Source organism: Halorussus rarus (assembly GCF_003369835.1).
Taxonomy (GTDB): domain Archaea; phylum Halobacteriota; class Halobacteria; order Halobacteriales; family Haladaptataceae; genus Halorussus; species Halorussus rarus.
Map to the genome: position 1 here is coordinate 494,417 of NZ_QPMJ01000003.1, position 22,460 is coordinate 516,876.

26 protein-coding genes are annotated in these 22,460 nt (G+C 70.9%); 22 read left to right on the forward strand and 4 right to left on the reverse strand.

Going from position 1 to position 22,460, the window contains the following annotated elements:
- Positions 1–108: 108 nt before the first annotated feature.
- From DVR07_RS18550 to DVR07_RS18565, 4 genes are all read left to right on the forward strand, one after another.
- Positions 109–777 (forward strand): hypothetical protein, encoded by a 669-nt coding sequence (locus DVR07_RS18550; protein WP_115798787.1) that lies wholly within the window; start codon positions 109–111, stop codon positions 775–777.
- Between the two features lie 64 nt (positions 778–841).
- A complete protein-coding gene (locus DVR07_RS18555) occupies positions 842–1,537 on the forward strand; it encodes a carbonic anhydrase (RefSeq protein ID WP_115798788.1) in 696 nt (231 codons plus the stop codon).
- An 85-nt stretch (positions 1,538–1,622) separates the two neighbouring features.
- Positions 1,623–1,817, forward strand: a complete 195-nt coding sequence (locus DVR07_RS18560; RefSeq protein ID WP_115798789.1) for a cold-shock protein — start codon at positions 1,623–1,625, stop codon at positions 1,815–1,817.
- A 154-nt stretch (positions 1,818–1,971) separates the two neighbouring features.
- Positions 1,972–2,640, forward strand: coding sequence for a TIGR00266 family protein (locus tag DVR07_RS18565; RefSeq protein WP_115798790.1), 669 nt, complete (start codon positions 1,972–1,974; stop codon positions 2,638–2,640).
- Position 2,641: 1 nt separating this feature from the next.
- Here DVR07_RS18565 and DVR07_RS18570 read toward each other — a convergent pair whose 3' ends face one another.
- The gene (locus tag DVR07_RS18570; protein WP_115798791.1) at positions 2,642–3,490 is read right to left on the reverse strand and encodes an aldo/keto reductase; all 849 of its coding nucleotides are present in this window, start codon (positions 3,488–3,490) and stop codon (positions 2,642–2,644) included.
- A gap of 105 nt (positions 3,491–3,595) precedes the next feature.
- Between DVR07_RS18570 and DVR07_RS18575 the strand changes: the two genes are divergently transcribed.
- The 4 genes from DVR07_RS18575 to DVR07_RS18590 all read left to right on the forward strand — a co-directional run bounded on the left by DVR07_RS18575 (position 3,596) and on the right by DVR07_RS18590 (position 6,742).
- Complete coding sequence (locus tag DVR07_RS18575) at positions 3,596–4,456, forward strand: hypothetical protein (protein ID WP_115798792.1); 861 nt, start codon at positions 3,596–3,598, stop codon at positions 4,454–4,456.
- Between the two features lie 68 nt (positions 4,457–4,524).
- Positions 4,525–5,115 carry a metal-dependent hydrolase gene (locus DVR07_RS18580; protein ID WP_240147614.1) on the forward strand — a complete coding sequence of 197 codons (591 nt, stop codon included), beginning with the start codon at positions 4,525–4,527 and terminating at the stop codon, positions 5,113–5,115.
- 114 nt (positions 5,116–5,229) lie between these two features.
- The gene (locus tag DVR07_RS18585) at positions 5,230–5,760 is read left to right on the forward strand and encodes a 50S ribosomal protein L16 (protein WP_115798793.1); all 531 of its coding nucleotides are present in this window, start codon (positions 5,230–5,232) and stop codon (positions 5,758–5,760) included.
- Positions 5,761–5,872: 112 nt separating this feature from the next.
- The gene (locus DVR07_RS18590) at positions 5,873–6,742 is read left to right on the forward strand and encodes an ATP-grasp domain-containing protein (protein WP_115798794.1); all 870 of its coding nucleotides are present in this window, start codon (positions 5,873–5,875) and stop codon (positions 6,740–6,742) included.
- A gap of 18 nt (positions 6,743–6,760) precedes the next feature.
- On the opposite strand, the gene DVR07_RS18595 is transcribed toward DVR07_RS18590, so the two are convergent.
- The gene (locus tag DVR07_RS18595; RefSeq protein ID WP_115798795.1) at positions 6,761–7,099 is read right to left on the reverse strand and encodes a CHY zinc finger protein; all 339 of its coding nucleotides are present in this window, start codon (positions 7,097–7,099) and stop codon (positions 6,761–6,763) included.
- Between the two features lie 76 nt (positions 7,100–7,175).
- Positions 7,176–8,114 carry an aminopeptidase gene (locus DVR07_RS18600; protein ID WP_115798796.1) on the reverse strand — a complete coding sequence of 313 codons (939 nt, stop codon included), beginning with the start codon at positions 8,112–8,114 and terminating at the stop codon, positions 7,176–7,178.
- A 203-nt stretch (positions 8,115–8,317) separates the two neighbouring features.
- Here DVR07_RS18600 and DVR07_RS18605 point away from each other — a divergent pair, with 203 nt between their 5' ends.
- From DVR07_RS18605 to DVR07_RS18630, 6 genes are all read left to right on the forward strand, one after another.
- Positions 8,318–9,379, forward strand: a complete 1,062-nt coding sequence (locus tag DVR07_RS18605; RefSeq protein WP_115798797.1) for a type II glyceraldehyde-3-phosphate dehydrogenase — start codon at positions 8,318–8,320, stop codon at positions 9,377–9,379.
- A 341-nt stretch (positions 9,380–9,720) separates the two neighbouring features.
- Positions 9,721–10,122 (forward strand): Hsp20/alpha crystallin family protein, encoded by a 402-nt coding sequence (locus tag DVR07_RS18610; RefSeq protein WP_115798798.1) that lies wholly within the window; start codon positions 9,721–9,723, stop codon positions 10,120–10,122.
- A 230-nt stretch (positions 10,123–10,352) separates the two neighbouring features.
- Complete coding sequence (locus DVR07_RS18615; RefSeq protein ID WP_115798799.1) at positions 10,353–11,006, forward strand: HVO_0476 family zinc finger protein; 654 nt, start codon at positions 10,353–10,355, stop codon at positions 11,004–11,006.
- Positions 11,007–11,012: 6 nt separating this feature from the next.
- Positions 11,013–11,711 (forward strand): protein-L-isoaspartate(D-aspartate) O-methyltransferase, encoded by a 699-nt coding sequence (locus tag DVR07_RS18620; RefSeq protein ID WP_115798800.1) that lies wholly within the window; start codon positions 11,013–11,015, stop codon positions 11,709–11,711.
- Positions 11,712–11,759: 48 nt separating this feature from the next.
- Entirely contained in the window at positions 11,760–12,725 is a 966-nt protein-coding gene (locus DVR07_RS18625) for a methyltransferase (RefSeq protein WP_115798801.1), read from the forward strand.
- A 26-nt stretch (positions 12,726–12,751) separates the two neighbouring features.
- Positions 12,752–13,516, forward strand: a complete 765-nt coding sequence (locus tag DVR07_RS18630; protein ID WP_115798802.1) for a protein-L-isoaspartate O-methyltransferase family protein — start codon at positions 12,752–12,754, stop codon at positions 13,514–13,516.
- Between the two features lie 25 nt (positions 13,517–13,541).
- Here the strand turns inward: DVR07_RS18630 and DVR07_RS18635 are convergent, their stop codons facing one another.
- Positions 13,542–13,994: a DUF7382 domain-containing protein gene (locus DVR07_RS18635; RefSeq protein WP_115798803.1), complete on the reverse strand. Its 453-nt coding sequence runs from the start codon at positions 13,992–13,994 to the stop codon at positions 13,542–13,544.
- A gap of 76 nt (positions 13,995–14,070) precedes the next feature.
- On the opposite strand from DVR07_RS18635, the gene DVR07_RS18640 reads away from it, so the two are divergent.
- The 8 genes from DVR07_RS18640 to DVR07_RS18675 all read left to right on the forward strand — a co-directional run.
- Positions 14,071–15,222 (forward strand): ATP-binding protein, encoded by a 1,152-nt coding sequence (locus DVR07_RS18640; RefSeq protein WP_115798804.1) that lies wholly within the window; start codon positions 14,071–14,073, stop codon positions 15,220–15,222.
- A gap of 54 nt (positions 15,223–15,276) precedes the next feature.
- Positions 15,277–15,771: a CrcB family protein gene (locus DVR07_RS18645; RefSeq protein WP_115798805.1), complete on the forward strand. Its 495-nt coding sequence runs from the start codon at positions 15,277–15,279 to the stop codon at positions 15,769–15,771.
- Complete coding sequence (locus tag DVR07_RS18650; RefSeq protein WP_115798806.1) at positions 15,768–16,121, forward strand: fluoride efflux transporter FluC; 354 nt, start codon at positions 15,768–15,770, stop codon at positions 16,119–16,121. Before DVR07_RS18645 ends, DVR07_RS18650 begins: the two co-directional genes overlap by 4 nt.
- A gap of 168 nt (positions 16,122–16,289) precedes the next feature.
- Positions 16,290–17,408, forward strand: coding sequence for a hypothetical protein (locus DVR07_RS18655; protein ID WP_115798807.1), 1,119 nt, complete (start codon positions 16,290–16,292; stop codon positions 17,406–17,408).
- 45 nt (positions 17,409–17,453) lie between these two features.
- Positions 17,454–18,491, forward strand: a complete 1,038-nt coding sequence (locus DVR07_RS18660) for a hypothetical protein (protein ID WP_115798808.1) — start codon at positions 17,454–17,456, stop codon at positions 18,489–18,491.
- A 1-nt stretch (position 18,492) separates the two neighbouring features.
- Entirely contained in the window at positions 18,493–19,137 is a 645-nt protein-coding gene (locus tag DVR07_RS18665) for a hypothetical protein (RefSeq protein WP_115798809.1), read from the forward strand.
- Positions 19,134–20,792, forward strand: a complete 1,659-nt coding sequence (locus tag DVR07_RS18670; protein WP_115798810.1) for an ATP-binding protein — start codon at positions 19,134–19,136, stop codon at positions 20,790–20,792. The genes DVR07_RS18665 and DVR07_RS18670 overlap by 4 nt, the downstream gene beginning before the upstream one ends.
- Positions 20,789–22,460 (forward strand): outer membrane protein assembly factor BamB family protein (locus tag DVR07_RS18675; RefSeq protein WP_162829627.1); only part of this gene is annotated, 1,672 nt, incomplete at its 3' end. The genes DVR07_RS18670 and DVR07_RS18675, both read left to right, overlap by 4 nt.

Sequence of the window (22,460 nt, forward strand, 5' to 3'; positions counted from 1 at the left end):
CCCCGACAGGCCGTCGCATCTGTCCACGAACGCGGGCCCGACGTCGTTCGCTTCCCGTCGCCTCCGAAGTCGAACAAATTAACTACCGCCTCTGTGAACCGCTCTCGCATGAAAGCAGGGGTACTCGGCATCGTCCGGGACGACTTCGAGGTCGTCGACTCGTTCTCCGACACCGTCGAGCGCGACGGCAGGGAACTCGAACGCGTGCTGGACGTCCGGCGGGTGTTCTCGCTCCCCTCCGGCCAGATCGCGTTCGAGGGTCGGGCGGCGGTCGAGCGCGTGGTCGAACGGACGACGACCGAACTCGACTCCGGCGAGGTCAGGGTCGAGGAGACGCCGGAGACCGAGACCCGCGTCACCGACCTCGTCGGCGTCCCCGGCGAGTTCGTGGTCGCGGGCAGCGGGAAGGGCACCTTCGCGTTCGACCTGGTGAGCCACGACACGGCCGCCGACATCGAACGCGCCAGCCTCGACCTCGACGCCTTCCTCGACGCCCAGTCCGACGCCGAGCCGTGGCGGGCGGGCTTCTACGACGGCGCCGGCAACTGCGAGAACGGCGTGGTCCACGGCTCGGACCTGCTCGACGACGACCGGCTCGCCGACATCCTCGACGGCGCGTCGCTCAACCAGCTCGGGCTCGACTGCTCGTACGGCGACCGGTCGCTCAAGATGACCGCGGCCGAGAGCGGCTACGTCGAGGTGTACCGGCCGAGCGACTTCGACACCGCCGACTTCCTCCAGTACCTGCTCGACGAGGTCGTCCCGCACGCCGCGTGAGGTGCCGGCGTGTCCCTCGGCTCCCTTCGGGACACATATTACGCCCGGCGACGCTGTTTCGCACATGGCGAGCCAGACGCTCCTCGACCTGCTGGAGGGGAACCGCGAACACGTCGAATCGCTCGCGGCGGACCACTTCGACGCCGTGCAGGACGAACAGCGACCGGAGGTCGTCTCCATCTGCTGTTCGGACTCCCGGGTCTCCCAGGAGGGGATGTGGACCGTCGCGGAGCCGGGCCGGCTGTTCACCCCGAGCAACATCGGCAACCAGGTCTGGGACGAGTACGATGGCGAGCGCGTAGTGAACGGCAACCTGCTCTACCCGCTCGCCCACACGGGCACCGAAACGGTCGCGGTCGTCGGCCACACCGGCTGCGGGGCGGTCACCGCGGCCTACCGGGCGGTCACCGCGGACGAGAGCGGGGACTACCCCGGCATCGAGAAGTGGGTCCGGAGCCTCGTGCCGGTGGTCGAGGCGGGGCTCGACGACGAGGCGGTCGACGCCGACGCGGACGCCGACGCGGTCGTGAACCAGCTGGTGGAGTACAACGTCCACCGGCAGGTCGCGTTCCTCCGGGAGGCCGACGCGCTGCCGGCGTCGGCCTCGGTCTACGGGTTCGTCTACGACTTCCAGCGCGTCTACGGCGACGTCCCGGGCCGGACGTACCTCGTGAACGACGACGGCGAGACCGACCCGGACGCAATCGCCGACCGCCTGCCCGAGGAGTACGCCGACTCGGTCGCGAGCCTGCTCTACTGACCCGGCGACCGAGCTCCGACGGCTCGGCCGTGTCACCGGCTCTCTCGGAAGCCTTATCCGTGCGCCGCTACTCCGTTCGGACGCAATGGCGAAAGGAACGGTCGACTTCTTCAACGACACCGGCGGTTACGGCTTTATCGAGACTGAGGACGCGGACGAGGACGTTTTCTTCCACATGGAGGACGTTGGCGGCCCGGACCTCGAAGAGGGACAGGAAATCGAGTTCGACATCGAGCAGGCTGACAAGGGTCCGCGAGCGACCAACGTCCAGCGGCTGTAGTCGGTCGAACTTCTGCAACGATCAGTTTTTCCATTTATCGCCCCGGTAGCGACTGCCTCGTCGCAACGGGTGTCGCGAGACGGACACCGATGGCCGACGACCCGATACTGATAGATTTACTTACATTTATGTGCTGGGGCACACGAGATTCCCCATGGAGTTCAACATCCGCAAGCGACCCAGCAGCGCCATCCTCGAAGTCACGCTCGACGACGGCGAGCGAATCGACGCCGAGCCCGGTGCGATGGTGAGCCGGACCGACGCGGTCGAAACCGACACCGAGGTCGCGGGCGGCGAGGGCGTGACCGGCATGCTCTCGCGGGCGATCTCCGACGAGCGCGAGATGACAGCCAACGCCTTCCGGGCGACCGCCGACGGCGCCCAGGTGCTGCTCGCGCCCGACGCGCCCGGCGACGTCACGCCCATCGACCTGGCTGAGACGGGCCGCATCAAGGTCCAGTCGGGGTCGACGCTCGCGTGGACCCCGGACGTCGAGAAGTCGACCGCCGCCAACGAGGCCGGCAACTTCTTCTCGTCGGGCGAACTGACCGTCCTCGCGATGGCGGGCGAGGGCACCGCGTTCCTCTCGGCCTACGGCGCCGTGGTCTCCCGCGAGGTCGCTTCCGACGACCCGCTCGTGGTCGACGAGGACCACCTCGTCGCGTGGACCGACGGCCTCGACGTCTCCCGAGAGCGCGACGGCTCGATAAAGTCCACGCTGCTCGGCGGCGAGGGGTTCGTGACCCGGTTCACCGGCGACGGGAGCGTCTGGCTCCAGACCCGCGACCCCCTCGTGTTCCGGCGGTCGGCCGGCGGGAACTAGGCTACTCGTCGAGGCGCTTCATCTCCTCGTCGGAGAGCTCGACCGCCGAGGCCGCGACGTTCTGCTCGAGGTGGTCGACGCTGGAGGTGCCCGGAATCGGGACGGTGACCGGCGAGTGCTCGAGCAGCCACGCCAGCGCGACCTGCCGGGGCGTGGCGTCGCGGTTCGCCGCGACGTCCTCCAGCACCGATTCCTTCTCGCCGAGATCGCCCCCGCCGATGGGGAAGTAGGCGATGAAGCCGATACCGGCGTCCTCGCACGCCTCGAGCACGTCCTCGTGCTCGCGGTCGCCGACGTTGTACTGGTTCTGGACCGTCGCCACGTCCACCATGTCGCGGGCCGTCTCGAGCTGGTCGACGCTGACGTTGCTCAGGCCGACGTGGTCGACCAGCCCGTCGTCCTTGAGTTCGCCGAACGCCTGGACCGCTTCCTCGAACGAGGCGTCGACGTCGGTGTTGTGCAGCTGGTAGAGGTCGATGCTGTCAACGCCGAGCCGGTCGATGCTTGTGAGCACCTGGTTCCGGAAGTAGTCGGGGCCGCCGTGGGGGATCCAGTCGCCCGACCGGTTCCGGAGGAAGCCGGCCTTCGTGGCCACGACCGCGTCGTCGGACTCGAGCGCCTCCCCGATGATGCGCTCGCTGACCCCCGGCCCGTAGGAGTCGGCGGTGTCGACGAAGTCGACGTCCATCTCGACCGCCCGCCGCAGGACCTCGCGGGCCTCGTCCTCGTCGTCGGGGCGGCCGATGATGTCCTCGCCGGTCAGCCGCATCGCGCCGTACGCGAGTCGGTGGACGGTCAGGTCGCCGCCGATGTCGAACGTGTCGCTCCGGTTCTGGCTGACTTCGACCATACCGTTCCTGGGGTAGTGATTTCATTAGTCGTTCTGGTAGCCCCCGGTCTTGCGGGGAACGGCCGGGGGGAGGCTTTTGGTGGTCGCGGTCGAATTGCACTCCGGATGAGTGACGCCGCAGCGAGACTCGACCCGTCGGCCGAGTCCGAGGCGTTCGGCTACCCCCGGTCGGCGGTCGCGGCCGACCTCGCGGCCATCGCGGCGGTCGGGGTCGTCCTCGTCGCGGTCCAGGCGCTGCCCGCGGCGGTCCGCGACGGCCTCGCGTTCGACCACGCCGCCTTCGACCCGCACACCCTGCTCACCGCGGCGTACGTCCACGCCGGCGCCGGCCACCTGCTCAGCAACCTCGGCGGCTACGTCTCGCTGTCGGTGGTCACCTATCTCGTCTGCCTCCACGCCGACCGCCGGGCGTGGTTCCGCCGGACCTTCCCGGCGTTCCTGGTGGTGCTACCGGTCGCGGTCAACCTCACGAGCTACGTCCTCCTCGAAGCGCGGTTCCCCGCCGCAACCCCGGTCTCGCGGGGGTTCTCGGGCGTGGTCGCGGGCTTCGGCGGCTTCCTGCTGGCCGCGGTGGCGGTCCAGCTCCGGCGGACCTACTCCCGGGAGACAGTCTTCTTCGTCGGCCAGTTCGCGGTCCTGCTCCTGTTCGGGGAACTGCTCTGGATCTACGCCGCCCGCGTCACCGTCCTCGAGGGCGCGGCCGTCACCGGCGGCCTCGCGCTGGCGGTGTCGGGCATCGCCTCGCGGACCCGCGGCCGGACGTACGGCGACGCCCACTTCCGGCAGGTCGGCCTCGACCTGCTGTACGTCGGCCTCGTGCTCGCGCTGCTGGTCTGGCTGGTGTACGGGCTCTTCCCGGCCGACCCCGTCGACCACGGCACGTTCACCAACGTCTTCGCCCACGGCGCCGGGTTCGTCGAGGGCGGCGTTCTGGCGGCGCTCACGCTCGTCGCGTTCCGCCCCTGAGCGGGCGGATATTCCGTCCTTTACTCAGCAACAGGTTTGAATACCCGCGGCGCCTACCCACGATCACGATGATGGCGACGACCCACGCCCTGTTCGGGATGGCGCTCGGAGCGGTCGCGCTGGTCGTCGCCCCCGAGTACGCCACGGTGGCCGTCGCGGCGGGCGGGATCGGCGGTCTGTTCCCCGACCTCGACCTCGCGGGCGACCACCGCAAGGACCTCCACTTCCCGGTGTGCTACTCGCTGGCGGCGGTCGCGGCGCTCGCGCTCGCGGCGGTCGCGCCGACCGCGGTCACGGTCGCCGTCGCGGTCTTCCTCGCATCGGCGGCGCTCCACTCCGCCGGCGACGCGCTCGGGGGCGGCCTCGAACTCCGGCCCTGGGAGGCCACCTCCGAGGAGGCGGTCTACGACCACTTCAACGGCCGGTGGATAGCCCCGCGGCGGTGGATCCGCTACGACGGCGCGCCCGAGGACCTGCTGGCGGCCGCGGCGTTCGCGGCGCCCGGCGTGCTCTACGCCGAACCGCTCCAGCAGGCGGTCCTCGCGCTGCTGGGCGTGTCGACCGTCTACGCCCTCCTCCGGAAGCGTCTCGTCGACGCCGGCGAGCGACTGGCCGACAGGCTTCCGCCCGGCCTGGCGGCGCTCGCGACGGAGGACTGACGCGGGAACCGTGCCAGCCGTTCCCGGGGGTCTCGGCCTCGGACGCCGCGGAATCGCCCTACCGCGCATCGAAGGGTTTATCCGCCGCGTGACCCTCAGACTCCAGTAATAACTATGTCGGACAAACCTGCCTCGATGTACCGGGAGATCAGCAAGCCGGCGTACACCCGACGCGAGTACATCACCGGCATCCCCGGTTCGAAGATCGCACAGCACGAGATGGGCAACCTCGAGAGCGACCAGGACGACTACCCCGTCCAGATCAGCCTCGTCACCGAGGAGGAGTGCCAGCTCCGCCACGGCTCGCTGGAGGCCTCCCGCCTGTCGGCCAACCGCCACCTGCTCAAGGAGCTCGGCCAGGAGAACTACAAGATGATCCTCCGGAAGTTCCCCCACCACGTCATCCGGGAGAACAAGCAGGCGACCGGCGCGGGCGCGGACCGCGTCTCCGACGGGATGCGCCAGGCGTTCGGCAAGGTCGTCGGCACGGCCGCCCGCATCCCGCGCAACGACCGCATCTTCACCGCGTGGTGCCGGCCCGAGGACGCCCCCGTCGTGAAGGACGCGCTCCGGCGCGCCTACAACAAGATCTCGCCGCCGTGCCGCATCAAGGTCGAGAAGGGCGAGAAGCTCCTCGTCGCGTAGACCGGATCTCCGCTTTCTGTCGTCGCTCCCGTCGCTCGCCAGCCACGGGCTCGTCGGCGCCCGACGCGGCGCGGAGCGCACCTTTTTACTCCCGGCCTCCTACCGAGCGCGTATGCTGGACCTCGCGGTCGCCTACCGAGAGGAGACGTTCGAGCGCATGCGCGACCCCCTCGCCGAGCGCGGAATCGCGGTCCACCACGTCCCCTCCGATAGCCGCACCATCCCGCTGTCGGACCCGCCGTGGTCGCCCGACGAGTTCGACGCGGGCTTCGTCTTCCCCTCGCGCGCGATGGAGGGCGGGGTCGTCGACGCGCTGCTCGACGTGCCGTGGGTCAACGACCGCGAGGCGGTCCTCGCGTCGCGGAACAAGGCCGGCGTCGTCGCCCGCCTGGAGCGTGCCGGACTGGCGGTGCCCGAGACCGTCGTGGTCTCGAACCCCGCCGACGAGACCGACCTGCTCGACGCTTTCGATCGGTTCGATCCGCCGGTCGTCGTCAAGCCCAACTCCACGACCCGCGGCGTCGGCGTGGCGAAGGTCGGCGACGCCGACTCGTTCCTCGGCGTGACCGACTACCTCGACCTGGTCCACGACTACCGCGCGACCGGCGACAAGTCGTTCCTCGTCCAGGAGTTCGTCGCCGGCGCGACCGACTACCGGGCGATGGTGGTCGACGGCGAGTGCGTCGGCGGCGTCGAGCGCAGGATTCCGGACGCCGCCGACAGCCGGCGCTGGAAGCACAACGTCCACCGCGGCGCCGAGGCCACCGGCGTCGACCTCTCCGCGGACCTCCGGGACCTGGCCGAGCGCACGGCCGAGGCTCTCGGCATCGACTTCCTCGGCGTCGACATCCTGGTCTCGGGCGACCGCGCGGTGGTCAACGAGACCAACGCCCGCCCCACCGTCGACGCCGAGACCAAGTACGACCCGGGGTTCTACGACCGGCTGGCCGATCTGATTCGAGAGACGGCGGGCACGTCGTAGTCGCTCACGACGCGATGACTACTCCTCGAACACGAAGTACTGCTCGTAGTGGTCGGCACAGCCGGGATTGAACGCAGCGCCGCAGTCCGGACACTCGTGGGCACCGTCGACGAACTCGCGCGCGGTCAGCTCCGCGCCGCAGACCCCGCACAGCACCGCCGACGCCGAACTCTCCATCGGCAGGCGCTCGGCCTCGTGGTCCGCGGTCGCCTCGTGGCATCGGAAACAGGGGTAGTACGCCTCGCAGCAGGCGAACCGCAGCGCCACCACGTCGCGGTCGGTGTCGTAGTGGGCACAGCGCGTCTCGGAATCGACGTCGACGCCCCGGACGCGGTGACCGTGGATCTCGCGCTCCATCGTTGTTCAGTCCGCGATCGGTCTCAGGGCCGAGGCAAGTCGACTTCCTCCCCGTCTCGCGGTTTCACCGCTCGATTCATGGGAGGTCCACGACCTCCCCGTCGGCGTAGACCGTCGGCTCGCGGAGGATGCCGTCGAGGTGGACGGGCGCGTCGGTGTCGCCGCCGATGCCCGCGTCGTCGCCGATGGCGATATGGACCGTGCCGGCCGCCTTCTCGTCGAGCAGGACAGAGCCGACCAGGTCGGTCACCGCGACGTTGGTCCCGATGCCGAGTTCCGCGAGGTTGTAGGCGGCGTCGCCGACCTCGTCGGCGGCGTCCTCGACCTGCCGGCGGATGTCGTCGTCGGAGATGCGGGTGACCTGCCCGTCTTCGACGTCGAACTCCAGGGTCTGCCCGTCGTCGAGCAGGCCGTGGGGCATCATCGTCCCGTCGACGACGTAGGTACCGTTCGCGTCCTCGGGGCTGACGAACACCTCGCCCGCGGGGAGGTTCGAGAACCCGCCGGCCTCGTGGACGATGCCGGTGTCGTCGAGCCACTCCCGGTCGCCCGGCTCGAAGGTGATGTCGGTGCCCTGCGGCGAGGTGACCCGGACCTGCTCGGCGTCGGCGACCTGCGCCAGCACGTCCTCGCAGTGGGTCGCGATGGCGTCGTAGTCGGCCTCCAGCCCGGTGGTGAACACCTCCTCGGTGATGCCCGGGAGGGTCGCGCCGCGGGCGCCGGCCTCGTTGGCCTTCCCCCGGGCCCGGGTGTGGCTCAGGCTCTTGGTCGTCGGCGCGAGGAACACGTCGCTTCCGGCCATCGCGGCAGCGACCGGTTCGGGCGGCTCTGCGCCGTGCTGGGTCCCCGGCGGGAATCGCACGATTGTGGTGTCGTCGGTGACCTGGCTGGCCACCTCGTAGAGCGCCTCCCCGATGGGCTGGCGCTTGTCGTCGGTGACGATGCAGCACGACTCGGTCGGCTCCAGCGCGAGACACTGCCCGATGGCGGTCTCGGCCGCGTCGCGGAGGCTCATGGTCGGCAGGTGGTCCGGCGCGGGGTTAGGTCTTGTCTCTTCGTCCCGGGCGACGCGACAGAAGCCTCGGAGCCGGTTCGTTGACCGGCGGCTCTACGGCCCCGGCGAAGCGCTCGAAAGCGAATCCTTACTCGGCCTGTAGTTCAATTCTCGACGCCGTTCCTCGAAACCATTATGCGGCTCGCCGCCGGAAATCCACGTACATGCTACGGGTCGCCATCAACGGCTACGGGACCATCGGCAAGCGCGTCGCGGACGCTGTCCGCGCCCAACCGGACATGGAGGTCGTCGGCGTCGCCAAGACGCGGCCCAACTTCGAGGCCGAGCGCGCCGTCGAGAACGGCTACCCCCTCTACGCCGCGGTCGAGGACCGCGTTGAGCTGTTCGACGACGCCGGCATCGAACTCGCCGGCATGGTCGAGGAACTCGTCGAGGAGAGCGACGTGGTGGTCGACGCCTGCCCCTCGGGCATCGGCGAGCAGAACTCGGCGATGTACGAGGAGTACGACACGCCCGCGCTCTACCAGGGCGGCGAGTCGGCGGAGTTCGTCGACACCAGCTTCAACGCCCGGTCGAACTTCTCGGACGCCGTGGGGGCCGACCACGTCCGCGTGGTCTCCTGCAACACCACGGGACTCTCGCGGCTCGTCGCGCCGCTCCGCGAGGAGTACGGCGTCGAGAAGGTCCGGGCCACGCTGGTCCGTCGCGGCGGCGACCCCGCCCAGACCGGCCGGGGCCCCATCAACGACATCCTGCCGAACCCGGTCAGCCTCCCCTCCCACCACGGACCGGACGTCCAGACTATCTTCCCCGACCTGGCCATCGACACCCTCGGCCTGAAGGTGCCCGCGACGCTGATGCACATGCACAGCGTCAACGTCACGCTCGAGTCGGATCCCGACGCCGACGAGGTGCGCGACCTGCTCGAAGGCGAGTCGCGGCTGTTCGTCATCCCCGAGCACTTCGACATCGACGGCGCCGGCAAGCTCAAGGAGTACGCCCAGGACGTCGGCCGTCCGCGGGGCGACATCTGGGAGAACTGCGTCTGGGGCGAGTCGATCACGACGGAGGATAGCGTTGGCTCTTCGAGCCAACGGAGTGGAGGCGGTGAAACCGCCGGAACCGACCTCTACCTCTTCCAGGCCATCCACCAGGAGAGCGACGTCGTGCCCGAGAACGTCGACGCGATCCGCGCGGTCACGGGGTCGGCCGACGCCGAGGAGAGCGTCGAGACGACGAACGAGGCGCTCGGGATGGGCATCTAGAGACGAGCCCGGTCCGGAAAAAGGATTCTCGAATCGATTTGCGGGGACGATACCGAGTCGACGGGACTACTGCGTGATGGGCATCTCGGGACCTCCGTCCGTTGCTTTCGTCTCTACGGACATATACTTTCTCCCCAAAAAGGCATTCAGAGAATAGCTACTTCCGCAAAGGAAAACCGGTCGTCGCGGTGTATCCATGTCCGTTCGGGACCCTGGCGGGGACGCCGAAGGCGCGGGTGTGTGCCGCCGCGCGCGCCGCAATTCCCGGTCGACTCCGGGCGGAACCGGCGACCCGCCCCGAGTGCCAAAGGCTTTTGCTTGCAAGCGCCGTACTCTCGCGCATGCGACGAGACGACCGCGACGACCCCTTCGACGACCTCTTCCGGGAGATCGAGCGCATGATGAACGAGATGATGGGCGACGACTTCGACATGCGCGTCGAGCGCGGCGGGAGCGGCGGCCAGACCGGGTTCGGCAGCGAGACCCACGTCGACATCCACGAGGCCGACGACGAGGTCCGGGTCATCGCCGACCTCCCCGGCGTCGAGAAGGCCGACATCGACCTCAAGTGCGACGGCGAGATGCTGACCATCGGCGCGGCCAGCGACCACCGCGAGTACGACGAGCGGGTCCGGCTGCCCGCCCAGGTCGACGAGCACTCCGCCAGGGCGACGTACAACAACGGCGTCCTCGAGGTCGCGTTCGAGAAGTCCGAGGACTCCGCCGACATCGACGTCCAGTAGTCGGGTCCGTCGATCGCCGCGCTCTCGGGAGTCGGTCTCCGCGCCCGGTTCTGCTCCTCGATTCGCGCCCGGTCGTCCAACGGGTCGTCAGGTCTTCTTCCGCAGTATGTTCTTCCCCGTCCAGTACGAGCCTCCGCAGCGCGCTCGCCGCGCGTCCCCGGTCCCGGCCGCCGACCGGCCGGCGCCCGACTCCACGCGCTTTTACGCCCGGGCTACGTAGACGACCCCATATGAGCGAGACAGCCGAGCGCGTCGCGGTCACCTGCCCCTCCTGTTCGCCCGACGTGGAAACGGTCCACGAGGTGCTCAAGGACGGGTCCGGGCAGTCGACCGTGCGCTGCACCGAGTGCAGTCACGTCCACAAGACGACCATCGAGACCGACGAGGACGTCGAGCGCGACGTGGTGGTCTCCCAGGACGGCGAGTCGTTCACCGCGACCGTCGAGGCCCCGCCCGAGGAGACGGTCGCGGTCGGCGAGGAGTTCGTCCTCGAGACGCCCGAGGCCATCATGGTCGTGCGCATCACCGACCTCCAGCTGGGCGACGAGAAGCGCGTCGAACAGGCCGAGGTCGAGGACGTCGAGACGTTCTGGACCCGCGCGGTCGACAACGTCCGGGTCAACGTCACGATCAACCCCACCGACGGCCGGCGCGACGACTCCCGGAGCCTCAAGATATCGGTGCCGGGCGACGACGAGTTCGTGGTGGGCGAGACCTACGAGTTCGGTGACGAGGAGTTCACCGTCAAGTCCATCGCGCTCCGGGACGACGCCCACGGCTACGACTTCAATCCGCTCGGCGAGGAGGGCGATACCGCGGTCGCGAAGGACGTCAAACGACTCTACGGCGACGACGAGACGTCGTCGGCGTGGTCGGCGTGGTGACGTAGCATGTTCGGGGGAGGGGACGACAGCGACCGGAACGCGACCGGCCACAACCAGGACGCCGATTACCGACGCGCCCGCGAGCGGATGGTCGACGCACTGACCGACCGCGACGACTTCGCGGCGTCGACGCTCGACGCGATGCGGGCGGTGCCGCGCCACGAGTTCGTGCCGCCCGGGCGCCGCGACAGCGCCTACGCCGACCGACCGCTGCCCATCGGGAACGACCAGACCATCAGCGCGCCACACATGGTCGCGTCGATGGTCGACATGCTCGACCTCGACGCCGGCGAGTCGGTCCTAGAGATCGGCACCGGCTGCGGCTACCACGCCGCGGTCACCGCCGAGGCGGTCGGACCGTCGAACGTCCACAGCGTCGAGTTCCACGAGTCGCTGGCCCGCGAGGCTCGCGACCGACTCGACCGACTCGGCTACGGCGACGTCTCCGTCAGGGTCGGCGACGGCCGCGAGGGGTGGGACGACCACGCGCCCTACGACGCCGCCTACCTGACCGCCGCGCCCTCGGACTTCCCCTCCGCGGTGGTCGAGCAGGTCCGCCCCGAGGGCCGACTGCTCGCCCCGCTCGGCTCCACCCGGGGACCTGCGGCCGGCCAGCGGCTCGTCTTCGCCCGCCGGCGCGCCGACGGGTCGCTCGACCGCGAACCCCGCGGCCGGGTGCGGTTCGTCCCGATGCAGGGGGACTGATTGCCCCGGATGCCGGGGGACTAAGCCCCGGGCCCGCGTCGCGCCGGTATGGACTACCGCGAAGCGCTGCTCCTGTGGGCCGCCCGCGAGTCCGGCGTCCTGGAGGCGGTCGCGACCGACGCCGGGACGCCAGCCGAGGTGGCCGCGTCGGCGGACGTCACCGAACGGGCCGCCCGCATCACCCTGGAGGCGATGGCCGAGCTCGGCTACCTGGAGGCCGTCGGCGACGAGGAGCCCGGCGGAACTGACGATTCTGACGGAATCGACGTCCAGTACGAGATCACGAACCGGGCGCTCGGGTTCGTCGCCAAGGCCGACGTGCGCTCCATCGGGTCGACGCCCCACGCGCTCGACTGCGTCGACCGGTGGCTCGCGCTCCCCGAGACGATGCGGACCGGGAGCCCGCCTGACGCCGAGGCGGTCTCCGAGGACCGGACCGCCAACTTCATGGGTGCGATGGCGAGCGTCGACGACGCCACGGTCCGGGCGAGCGTCACCGCGGCGGTCCACCGCAATCCCGACGCCGAGCGCGTGCTCGACGCCGGCGGCGGGCCGGGCGTCTTCGCCAAGGAGTTCGTCCGCCGCGGACTCGACGTGACGCTCGTCGACCGCCCCGACGTCATCGACGTCGACCGACGGTTCCTCGAACACGAACCCATCGAACTGGTCGCGGGCGACGTCACCGAGGGGCTCCCCGAGGACGGCTTCGACATCGTGTTCGGCTCGCGAGTGGCCCACACCCTGAGCCCCGACGCCAACCGGCAGTTCCTCGCCAACGCCTACGACGCCCTCGACCCCGGCGGCGCGGTCGTTCTCACCGACAAGGTGCGGGGCCGGGCCGAGGATGCGGCCCTCTTCGCCGCACACATGCTCGCCCAGACCGAGGCCGGCGACACCTACACCGAGGCCCAGTTCGCCGACTGGCTCGACGCGGCCGGGTTCGCCGACGTCGAAGTTCGGGACGTCCCGGGTACGGGCGACCAGGTCATCGCCGGACGGCGGCCGGGTGATTGAAGTTCTCTCGTGACCACGGGGGTCGTATGGAACTCGCGGTGTTGCGCGACGACATGGTCGACAGCCTCGAACACTCCGCGAAGGGTGTCGTGTCTAGCGAGAGCGTCAGCGCCGCGATGCGCGCCGTGCCGCGCCACGAGTTCGTCGACGACGACCGACTCGCGTACGCCGACCGGTCGTTCGAGCACCGCGGGACCCGCGCCCTCGCGCCCAGCACCGCCGCCCGGCTGCTGGAGGCGCTCGACGCCGACGCCGGCGACTCGGTGCTGGTCGTCGGGGCGGGCGTGGGCTACACCGCCGCGGTCCTCGCCGAGATCGTCGGCGAGCGAAACGTTCACGCGGTCGACATCACCCGACGGGTGGTGTGGGACGCCCGGCAGAACCTCGCCGAGGCGGGCTACGACGGCGTGTTCGTGGACTGCCGCGACGGCGCGGAGGGGCTCCCGGAGTACGCTCCGTTCGACCGCATCCTCGTGGAGGCCGCGGCCGCCGACCCGCCGCGACCGCTCCTGCGACAGCTCGACACCGACGGCCGGATGGTCATCCCGCTCGGCGTCGGCGACCAGTCGCTGACGGTGGTCGGAGGCGACGAGGTCGGCGACCAGAAGGGCCGACCGCTCGGCACCGTCGCGTTCGCGCCGCTGCTCGTGGAGGGCGAGGAGGCCGGCTCCATCGAGCGCAACCGGACCGTCCGCGAGGACCGCGAGCGGGCCGAGCGCGCCCGCGAGCGCCGGACCGGGTGGGAGCAGGACTGGATCGACTGGGACGGCGACGGCAGCCGACCTCGGTGAGCGCCCCGATGGCCGGTCACGACCATCACTCCCGGACGACCAGTATCGCGGTGTTCTCGCGCTCGTCGGCGTAGTCGCTGCCGGCGGGCGGCTTGATGTCGATCGCCAGCGTGCCCTGGCGCTGGTTCGGGCCGAGGTCGGGGTCGATTGTGACCGTGATCTCGCCGTTCTCGTCGGTGGTCGCGGTCTCGACGTTGCCGAGTGTGGCCGTGTCGCCCGTGATGACGACCGTCGCGCCCTCGACGGGGTTGCCCTCCGGGTCGACCACCGTGACGTCGACCTCCTGCTGGCCGGGACCGACTACGTCGGGGGACGGTCTCGCGTCGAGTTCCGTGACGGTCAGCCCGCCGATACCCGACAGCATGTTCATCATGACGCCGAGGCTGGCGACACCGACCACGAGCGCGATGACGAGTCGGATGGGAAGCCCCTCAATCGCGCGGGAGTCGGACGCGAAGCGCCGGAGTCTGGTTCGCATGAGGATGGTTCGTCCCGTTCCCCTATTTGAACCTTCACGCGAGGATTTATGAGCGAGAGCGGAACGAACCCCGGCCATGCCTCACGTCCTCGGCCGCCGCGCCACCCCCGACGACACCGCGAACGCAGACCCCGACGCCGCTCGCGGAACGCCGCCGTCCGCACATCTCGGCGCGTACCGCGCCCGCGACGGGAGCGCCGGCGCGCGGGTCCGCGTCGACCTCGACGCGCCTCACGCCGGCCTGGTCGTCGGCAAGCGCGGTTACGGCAAGTCCTACACGCTCGGCGTCCTCGCCGAGGAACTCGCCCGCGCCGAGGGGGTCGCGCCGGTCGTCGCCGACCCGATGGGCGTCTTCTCGTCGCTCGGCTGTCTCGGTACTCGGGTCGTCGACGCCCCCCGTGTCGGGGCCGACGCGCTCGCGCCGCGGGCGTGGTGCGACCTGCTCGGGCTGGCGGCCGACGACCCGGCGGGCGCGCTGGTCTGGCAGGCCGCGGCCGCCCGCTCGACCCTCGCCGGGATGCGCGAGTTCGTCGCCGACGCCGACACCAAAGCCGACCGAGCGACCCGCCGGGCGGCCGACAACCACCTCGCGCTCGCCGAGTCGTGGGGCGTCTTCGCGCCCGACGCCCCGACCGCCGCGGACCTGCTGGCGTCGCCGGTCGACGCCGGGACGAGCGCCGGCACGGTGCTCGACCTCTCGGGACTCGACCCCGGCCCGGCGAACGCCGTCCTGCGGGCGGTCGCCGCGGGCCTCTACGACCACTGCGTCGACGGGCGACCGCCCCGGCTCCCGTGGCTGCTGCTCGACGAGGCTCACGCCTTCTTCGCGGCCGGGGCCGGCCGCGGTTCGGTCGGGTCCGCGACGACGCGGAACGTCGCGGCGCCCGCGCTCCGGCGGGCGCTCACGCGCGGCCGCCAGCCCGGCCTGAGCCTCGTCGCGGCGACCCAGCGGCCCAGCGCGCTCCCGCCGGTCGCGGTGTCGCAGGCCGACCTCCTGCTGGCCCACCGGCTCACCTCGCGGGCGGACCTCGACGCCCTGGCGGCCGCCCGGCCCACCTACCTCGGGTCGTTCGAGGACCGGCTGCCCGACGCGCCCGGCGAGGTGCTGCTCGTCGACGACGCGACCGAGAGCGTCCACGCGGTCAGCGTCCGGGAGCGCCAGACGCCCCACGGCGGGGGCAGTCCGAGCGCGCACGAGCGCACCGGCCCGACCGCAGCCGACCGCTGACGGCGCTTCGAAACCAGTTTCCCGGTCGCCGCGCTGGTCGGAGTCGAGTATCGAATGTCGGAGGAGAACGTCGAGTCGCCGGCCGCGAACGCGGTCGGCGGAAGCGAGGACGCAAGCGGAAGTGAAGCAGGGCGAGGGTCGGACGGTCCGTCGACCCCGGACCGCGCCCTCGAACGCCTGGAGCCCGCCCTGCTCGTCGCGGTCGGCGGCTTCGCCGGCGCGGCCCTCCGGCACGCCGCGGCGGTCGCGCTCCCCGGCGGTTTCCCGTGGGGCACCCTCGCGGTCAACGTCGCGGGGAGCTTCGCGCTCGGGGTCCTGCTCTACGAGGCCCGACTGACGGGGCAGCTCGGCGCCCGGACCCGCCTCGTGCTGGGAACCGGCTTCCTCTCGTCGTTCACGACCTACAGCACCTTCGCGGTCCAGACGGCCGCGCTGGCGCCGCCGCTGGCGGTCGCCAACGCCGCCGCGAACTACGCGCTCGGGTTCGCGGCCGTGCTCGTCGGCCACGCCGCGGTCCGCTCGGTCGTCGCCCCGGAGGTGGCACGGTGACACCGTACCTGCTGGTCGGCGCGGGCGGGGTCCTCGGCGCGCTCTCGCGGTTCGCGGTCGGCGCGTGGCTGCCCGGCCGCCGCCGGGACACCCTCGCGGTGAACGTCCTCGGGAGCTTCGCGCTCGGCGCGCTCACGGTCGGGCTCGCCGACGGCTCGGCGCTGCTGACCGCGCTCGGCACCGGCTTCTGCGGGGCGTTCACGACGTTCTCGAGCTTCGCCGTCGAGACCGTCGAGCTGCACGAGGACGGCGCGACGCGGGTGGCGGTCGGCAACGCCGCGGTCCACCTGGTCGGCGCTTTGCTCGCGGTCGCGCTCGGCGGGTGGACGGCGACGGCCGTCGCCGGCTGAGCGCTCGCGCGTCGCAGCGCCCGTTCGTCCGAATCGGGGGCCCGGGGACGTTTCCGCGAATCGAGGCGACTGCGACCGCGAAATTCCGCCCGCAGGAACCGGCGACGACAGCGAAGTCCTGCGAACACGTCGCAAACTTTAGTATGGAGGAACGAGGTGGGAAAATCGATGCCACTGCGCCCCACCGACACCGACCTTCTCGCGGACATCTGTACGTCGGTCGCGCTACGGAACTACGGGTTCCTGTACGTCGACCGCGTCAACGACGAGATACGGTCACAGTACGAGAGCGCCGACAAGAGTCCGCTGAAGGCGAGTTCGCTGTCCCAGACGGAGATCAAGAAGGCGATGGACGACGTCGTCGCCGACGAGTACTCCGAGCTCCAGCGGCTCCGCACGGGCGTCTACTACTACGACCCCTTCGGGACGGGCGACGACGAGGGGGTCGCCACCGAGCTCACCACGCTGTTCCGCCAGCAGCTCGTGGTCACCAGCGAGGAGCTCCGGTCGCGGTTCGACCTCGCCATCGACGACATCGACTTCTTCGCCGACGAACTGGCCGACCGGAACCTGGTCCGACGGATCGCCACCGGGGAGCGGGACTACTACACCATCGGCTCGCGGCTCAAGGAGCAGGCCGGAGAGGCCGGGGTCGACGCCAGGCTCCGCGAGAAGGCGACCTACGGCAAGCTCGCCCACGACCAGCTCGAGAAGGTCATCAACGTGTCGGCGACCGCGGACGTCATCCGGTACCTCGAGGCCGAGGAGTTCGTGATCGACCTCGACGGCGAGTACCTGGTCGAGAGCGCCATCCCCCGGTTCGGCGAGTACCTCGCCGACCGCATCGCCGACGACGTCGAGACCGAGTTCGAGAACTCCGGCTACGTCCTGCCCGAGCCGGAGTTCGGCCAGGTGGTCGAGAACGAGATCGACGAGCGCTCGGACGTACTGGCCCAGGCCCGCGCGGTCCGGGGCGACATCCTCGACGCGACCGAGAAGGCCCTGACCGACGAGCTGGGCCTCGACGCCGACGGACCGGTGGTCCGCCAGACCGAGGCGTTCGAGTCGTACGTCGACCGGCGCGCCGAGGAGATCCACCGGGAGGTCACCGAGAGCGGCGAGCGCCTCGCCACCGAGTCGGACTTCCGCGAGGTCGGCCACCCGCTGGTCGAGGAGGTCCACGTCGGCACCGCACAGCAGGCCAACGAGTACGCCAGGGACGCGATCCGCGAGCGGTTCGACGAACGGGTCACCGAGGAGTTCCGGGTCGAGCCCTCCGACTCCTGACCGCGACCGCACCGCCGCACAGTAAACACCAGGAAACCGACAACGATGACGAAGAAATACCGCAACTTCACCGAGACCGAGATGGGCGACGGCACGTACGTCGTCGCCGAGCCAGTCAGCCAGACAGACGAAGCCGTCCGCATGGAGGCCGGATGGTTCGACACCGAGGACGACATCGCGGGCGAGTGGGAGAAGCCCATCGGCGCCATCATCCGCAACGACCTGACCGGCGGGATGGAGCTGACCGAGGGCACCGGCACCCTCTCGCGACGCCAGGCGGTCGAGAACCTGGCCGAGGCCACCGACGACGGCGACCCGCTGGTCTCCGGCGAGGCCGAGGCCGAGGCGCTCGTCGACTACTTCGCCGCCAACGACGTGCTCGAACTCGACGGCAACGACGTGGTGCTGCTCGAGGACCCCAACGAGGTGTCGGGAAAGATGGTGCTCAACTGGGCGGCAGCGATGGCGGCCTGCGTCGACAAGATCGACGAGACGATGAACCGGTTCGAGCGCGCCAAGGAGAAGCTCCAGAAGCACATGGAGGACGTCGACGCCGAGCCCCAGCGCACCGAGGAGCTGATGAAGGAGAAGGCCCAGGAGCTGATGGCGCTGGGCGACGGGTCGGGGTTCCCCGACCGGAGCGACCTCGCCGAGCAGGACCGCCAGAAGTACGACGTCCTGCGCGAGGACTTCATCTACTACAAGAAGCTCAACGAGGCGGGCCAGCAGAACGTCTCGACCGCCCAGCAGGGCGTCGACCAGATCGCCAACATCATCCAGAAGCTCGAGGGCGCCCGCGAGGTGCTCGACCAGAAGCAGGGCCAGGTCCGGACCCGGGCCCTCAAGGAGCGGGTGTTCCCCGAGAGCGAGGTCAACATCGCGATGAACATGGGCGAGCTGGTGACCAGCCTCGCGGGCGTCGGCAGCATCGAGGAGGAGGCCGAGAGCATGTCGGAGGACGACGTCGAGGCCGCGGTGACCGACGTGCTCAGCGACACCCAGAACATCGAGGCGGCGCTCGACGACACCCTCGGCGACGAGGCCGAGGCACAGGAGGGCCGGGCCAGCGAGTTCACCGTGTAGCATGCAGGCCCAGTCGCTCCTCGGTAGCGCCCGCGCGGTCGACCGCCGGCTCGACGACCTGCTGGCGTCGACCCTGCTCGCCGACGACCCCGCCGCGTGGAGCCACGCCGCGGTCGTCCGCGAGACGCTGACCGACGTGGCCGAGCAGCTCCGGGCGAGCGCGCCCTTTCCGACGGGCGGGGACCCCGCCCCGGCCGCCGGCCAGTTCCGCGGTCTGCTCGGGGTGCTCGCCGACTGCGAGCGGCCGACGCCCGACCGGGTCGCGGCCGGCCTCGACGGCGGCGAGGCGACGCTCGACCGGCTCCGCGAGGCCGGCCGGGTCGAGGTCCGGGGCCCCCGGCTGGTCGTTCCGCTGGGCCGGGACCCCGCGGGGAGCAACTGGTGGGCGCTGCTGGAGTTCCTGGCCGAGTCGGTCGCCGACCTCGAAGCGAAGGCCAGCCGGATCCACGGCCGGGCGGTCGTGGACGGCGCCGACGCGCCGGTGGTCGACGCCTGGGACTCCGTGACCGAGCGCCTCGACGCGCTCGGCGAGGTACTGGACGAGACGACAGCCAACGGTCGGTACGCCGAGCGGAGCGTGACCGCCACCGGCGGTCCCGAGGAGTTCGTCGCGTGGACGGCCGACCAGTTCCGGAGGGAAGGATGAACAAGACGAACCTACAACCGATAACCAACGAGAGCCAGCCGACCTCGCACGTCAAGGTCGGCGAGAGCAGGGTCAAGTCGTCGGACGTCGTCCGACTGGAGCACCGCGGCATCGACGCGTTCTTCTACGCCAAGCCGGTCGAGGACTTCGTCGGCGGCATCGGGAACAAGGTCAAGTTCCACGACAACGTCGCCTCGCTGTTCGGCGGCATCGACTTCTCGTCGCCGTTCTACGTCGACGCGAAGGTGAGCAAGCGCGACGTCGAGGTCTGTCGGACGGTCGAGCTCCGGGTCCGGGGCGCGCCCGAGGAGCAGATCGAGCAGTTCATGCGCGAGAGCGAGTACCTCGTCCACAACATGGAGGAGGTCGTCTCGAACGGCGACGACCTCGTCCCGGTCCAGGTGTACTCGATGGAGCCGTCGGGCTACCGTACCCTGCGCGTGACCGACGACACCGACATCGAGTTCGTCTCGCGGTCGGACGTCGAGGACCGCGCCCCGGATGGTCCCGGCGGCGCCGGCGGCGGGTCCGGCGACGGGGCGGGTCCCGCCGGTCCGGGCGGCCCCGGCGGCGACAGCGAGAACGACGTCGACATCGACGTCACCCCGAAGAAGCCGACCAAGAGCTTCGAGGAGGACGTCGCGGGCCTCGACACCGTCAAGCGGACCGCCCGGACGATGCTGGCGATGTTCGACCCCCAGAAGCAGAGCGAGGTCGAGCGCCGCTACGGCGAGGGGTTCGCCTCGCGGGGCGGGAGCATGCTGCTGTACGGCCCGCCCGGTTGCGGGAAGACCCTTGTCTCGGAGGCCATCGCCCACGAGGCCAAGAACGAGACCGACATCGAGGACGAGTACGGCGACGTGAAGTTCCTCGAGGTCAAGGGCGGCGACGTGCTCTCGCGGTACCCCGGCGAGTCCGAGCGCCGCATCGAGGCGGTGTTCGACCAGGCCCACCGGGTCGCCCAGGACGGGTTCGCGGTGCTGTTCTTCGACGAGGTCGAGACGCTCATCCCCGACCGGAGCGACGACAGCCTCCAGCGCCACGAGCGGTCGCTGACCAACGCCTTCCTCCAGGAGATGAACGACATCGAGGACAACCTGCTGGTCATCGGCGCGACCAACATGCCGTTCACCATCGACCCGGCCGCGACCAGGCGGTTCCCCATCCAGCAGTTCATCCCCCAGCCCGACGCCGAGGTGATGGCTCAGGTCTGGGAGGTCAACCTCCGGGACCTGCCCGACGCCGACGAGATCGACTTCCGGCGGCTGGGCGAGGAGTCGGTCGGCTACACCCCCGCGGAGGTCGCCGACCGCGTGCTGGGCAGCGACCTCCAGCGGGAGTTCGTCGAGAGCGTGGTCCGGCCCGACCGCGAACCGATCACCCCCGACACCGAGTACCTGCTGTCGTGGCTCGAGGACACTGAACCCAAGACGGTCCGCCAGTACGTCTCCAGCGTCCGCGAGCAGTTAGACGATCTGGAAGGCTACCCGGAGATGCAGCGCTACATCGAGGAGCAGGCCGCGGAGCACGACATCTCGCTCGGCACCGGCCGCGGCGGGCTCGGCGAACTGCTGGCGTCGGCGACCGGCCGGGGCGGCGGGAGTGACTCCGCCGCCGACGAGTCCGCCGGCGATTCCGGAGGGGCCGAGCCGTGAGCGATCCCGGTCCCGCGGGCGGGTACGCCCCGACCGAGTCGTTCGAGGCCGGCCGGGTCACTGCCGCGGCCGCCGACGCCGACCGGGTCGCGCTCGGCACCGACGCCGGCGCGGTCGAGATCGTGGCGACCGACGGCCGGATCACCGTGGAGTTCGACGCGCCGATAACCGACCTCGCGGTCGGCAACCGGGTGTACGCGCTGGTCGACGGCACCGTGGCCGCGCTCTCGACCGCGGGGACCAGGGTCTGGTCGGTCGACCTCCCCGAGGCCGAGGAGCTCGCGGCGCTGCCCGAGGCCGACGTGCTGGGCGTGGTCACCGACGACGACCGGCTGCTGGGGTTCGACGGCGAGACCGGCGGCCGGGAGTTCGAAGTCGACCGGCCCCACGCCGACGTGACCGACGACCCCGGCTTCTTCGGGAGCGGCGGCGCGTTCGTCCTGGTGGCGTGGTCGTTCCTCGCGGTCCGGAACCTCGACGGCAGCGAGCGGTTCGACGAGAACCTCGACGGCGCCATCGAGTCGGCTGGTATCGTCGACGACACCATCGTGGTCTCGCTCAAGGACGAGCGGGTGGTCGGCGTCGACCTGACGACCGGCGAGCAGCGGTGGGAGCGCGAGCTCGCGGTCACCGAGCTCCCCGACCGCGGCGAGGAGACGCTGCTGTTCACCGCCGAGGAGCGGCTGGTGTCGCTCGACGCCGACGGCGACTACGTCCCGGTCGCCGACCTGCCGAGCGGCGACGTCTACCCGACCAGCGGCGGCGACCTCTTCTGCGCTGTCGCCGACGGCACCATCGCGGTGTACCGCTCGACCGCCGACCCGACCGCGGCGCTCGACGCGTCGGTGGGGACCGACCGGCTCGTCCCGGGAGCGACCGAGACCGTCGACCTGACCGTCGAGAACGCCGGCGACCGCCCGGTTGCGGCCGCGCTCCGGGTCGACGGCGAGGGCGTCTCGCTCCGGGGGGCCGACTGGGAGGTCGACCTCGCGCCAGGCGAGTCGGCGACCCACACCGCGTCGGTCGACGCGGTCAGTGCCGACGACACCGCCGCGCTCGCGGTCGCGGCCGACGGCGACCACCTCGCCTCGACGTCGCTGCCGGTCGAGGCCGCGCCCGGCGCGTCGCTCGCGGCTGCGGTCGAACTCGACGCGGTGACCGACGGCGCGGCCGAACTCGCGGTCGCCGTCGAGAACGAGGGCGACGCCCCCGCGACCCACGTCTCGGTGTCGCCCGGCGACGCGCGACTGGGGCGACTCGCGCCCGGCGAGTCCGCCACCGCCTCGCTGGAGGTCCCCTACGAGCCGGGGACCGCGGTGCCGGTCTCGGTCCGGTCCGACGACGATGCGGTCGAGGTCGAGGCCGCGCTCCCCGACCGCGGTTGCGAGGTCGACCTCGCGACCGCCGACGGGTTCGTGGACGCGACCGTCGAGAACCGGACCGACGCGACCGTGACCGACGAGCTGACGATCCGGGGCGACTGCTTCGACCGGCCGGTCGAGCGCCGGGTCGACCTCCCCGCCGGCGCCCGGCTGGTCGTCGCGCTCCGGCCCGACGCGGTCGCCGACGCCGCGACCGTGGAGGCGGAGCTGGCCGGCGCGGGCGCGACCGCGTCGGCGCGGTTCGAGGCCGACGAGTTCGGCGGCGCCCGCGGCCGGGCGGACCGGG

What these genes read in the sequence shown, in the direction of transcription:
- DVR07_RS18635 (WP_115798803.1), bottom strand. Translation starts at nt 13,994, where the DNA reads ATGCGAACCAGACTCCGGCGCTTCGCGTCCGACTCCCGCGCGATTGAG.
- DVR07_RS18630 (WP_115798802.1), top strand. Translation starts at nt 12,752, where the DNA reads ATGGAACTCGCGGTGTTGCGCGACGACATGGTCGACAGCCTCGAACAC.
- DVR07_RS18550 (WP_115798787.1), top strand. Translation starts at nt 109, where the DNA reads ATGAAAGCAGGGGTACTCGGCATCGTCCGGGACGACTTCGAGGTCGTC.
- DVR07_RS18660 (WP_115798808.1), top strand. Translation starts at nt 17,454, where the DNA reads ATGACGAAGAAATACCGCAACTTCACCGAGACCGAGATGGGCGACGGC.
- DVR07_RS18640 (WP_115798804.1), top strand. Translation starts at nt 14,071, where the DNA reads ATGCCTCACGTCCTCGGCCGCCGCGCCACCCCCGACGACACCGCGAAC.
- DVR07_RS18655 (WP_115798807.1), top strand. Translation starts at nt 16,290, where the DNA reads ATGCCACTGCGCCCCACCGACACCGACCTTCTCGCGGACATCTGTACG.
- DVR07_RS18595 (WP_115798795.1), bottom strand. Translation starts at nt 7,099, where the DNA reads ATGGAGCGCGAGATCCACGGTCACCGCGTCCGGGGCGTCGACGTCGAT.
- DVR07_RS18620 (WP_115798800.1), top strand. Translation starts at nt 11,013, where the DNA reads ATGTTCGGGGGAGGGGACGACAGCGACCGGAACGCGACCGGCCACAAC.
- DVR07_RS18580 (WP_240147614.1), top strand. Translation starts at nt 4,525, where the DNA reads ATGATGGCGACGACCCACGCCCTGTTCGGGATGGCGCTCGGAGCGGTC.
- DVR07_RS18625 (WP_115798801.1), top strand. Translation starts at nt 11,760, where the DNA reads ATGGACTACCGCGAAGCGCTGCTCCTGTGGGCCGCCCGCGAGTCCGGC.
- DVR07_RS18585 (WP_115798793.1), top strand. Translation starts at nt 5,230, where the DNA reads ATGTCGGACAAACCTGCCTCGATGTACCGGGAGATCAGCAAGCCGGCG.
- DVR07_RS18570 (WP_115798791.1), bottom strand. Translation starts at nt 3,490, where the DNA reads ATGGTCGAAGTCAGCCAGAACCGGAGCGACACGTTCGACATCGGCGGC.
- DVR07_RS18610 (WP_115798798.1), top strand. Translation starts at nt 9,721, where the DNA reads ATGCGACGAGACGACCGCGACGACCCCTTCGACGACCTCTTCCGGGAG.
- DVR07_RS18605 (WP_115798797.1), top strand. Translation starts at nt 8,318, where the DNA reads ATGCTACGGGTCGCCATCAACGGCTACGGGACCATCGGCAAGCGCGTC.
- DVR07_RS18600 (WP_115798796.1), bottom strand. Translation starts at nt 8,114, where the DNA reads ATGAGCCTCCGCGACGCGGCCGAGACCGCCATCGGGCAGTGTCTCGCG.
- DVR07_RS18615 (WP_115798799.1), top strand. Translation starts at nt 10,353, where the DNA reads ATGAGCGAGACAGCCGAGCGCGTCGCGGTCACCTGCCCCTCCTGTTCG.
- DVR07_RS18575 (WP_115798792.1), top strand. Translation starts at nt 3,596, where the DNA reads ATGAGTGACGCCGCAGCGAGACTCGACCCGTCGGCCGAGTCCGAGGCG.
- DVR07_RS18665 (WP_115798809.1), top strand. Translation starts at nt 18,493, where the DNA reads ATGCAGGCCCAGTCGCTCCTCGGTAGCGCCCGCGCGGTCGACCGCCGG.
- DVR07_RS18555 (WP_115798788.1), top strand. Translation starts at nt 842, where the DNA reads ATGGCGAGCCAGACGCTCCTCGACCTGCTGGAGGGGAACCGCGAACAC.
- DVR07_RS18590 (WP_115798794.1), top strand. Translation starts at nt 5,873, where the DNA reads ATGCTGGACCTCGCGGTCGCCTACCGAGAGGAGACGTTCGAGCGCATG.
- DVR07_RS18560 (WP_115798789.1), top strand. Translation starts at nt 1,623, where the DNA reads ATGGCGAAAGGAACGGTCGACTTCTTCAACGACACCGGCGGTTACGGC.
- DVR07_RS18670 (WP_115798810.1), top strand. Translation starts at nt 19,134, where the DNA reads ATGAACAAGACGAACCTACAACCGATAACCAACGAGAGCCAGCCGACC.
- DVR07_RS18645 (WP_115798805.1), top strand. Translation starts at nt 15,277, where the DNA reads ATGTCGGAGGAGAACGTCGAGTCGCCGGCCGCGAACGCGGTCGGCGGA.
- DVR07_RS18565 (WP_115798790.1), top strand. Translation starts at nt 1,972, where the DNA reads ATGGAGTTCAACATCCGCAAGCGACCCAGCAGCGCCATCCTCGAAGTC.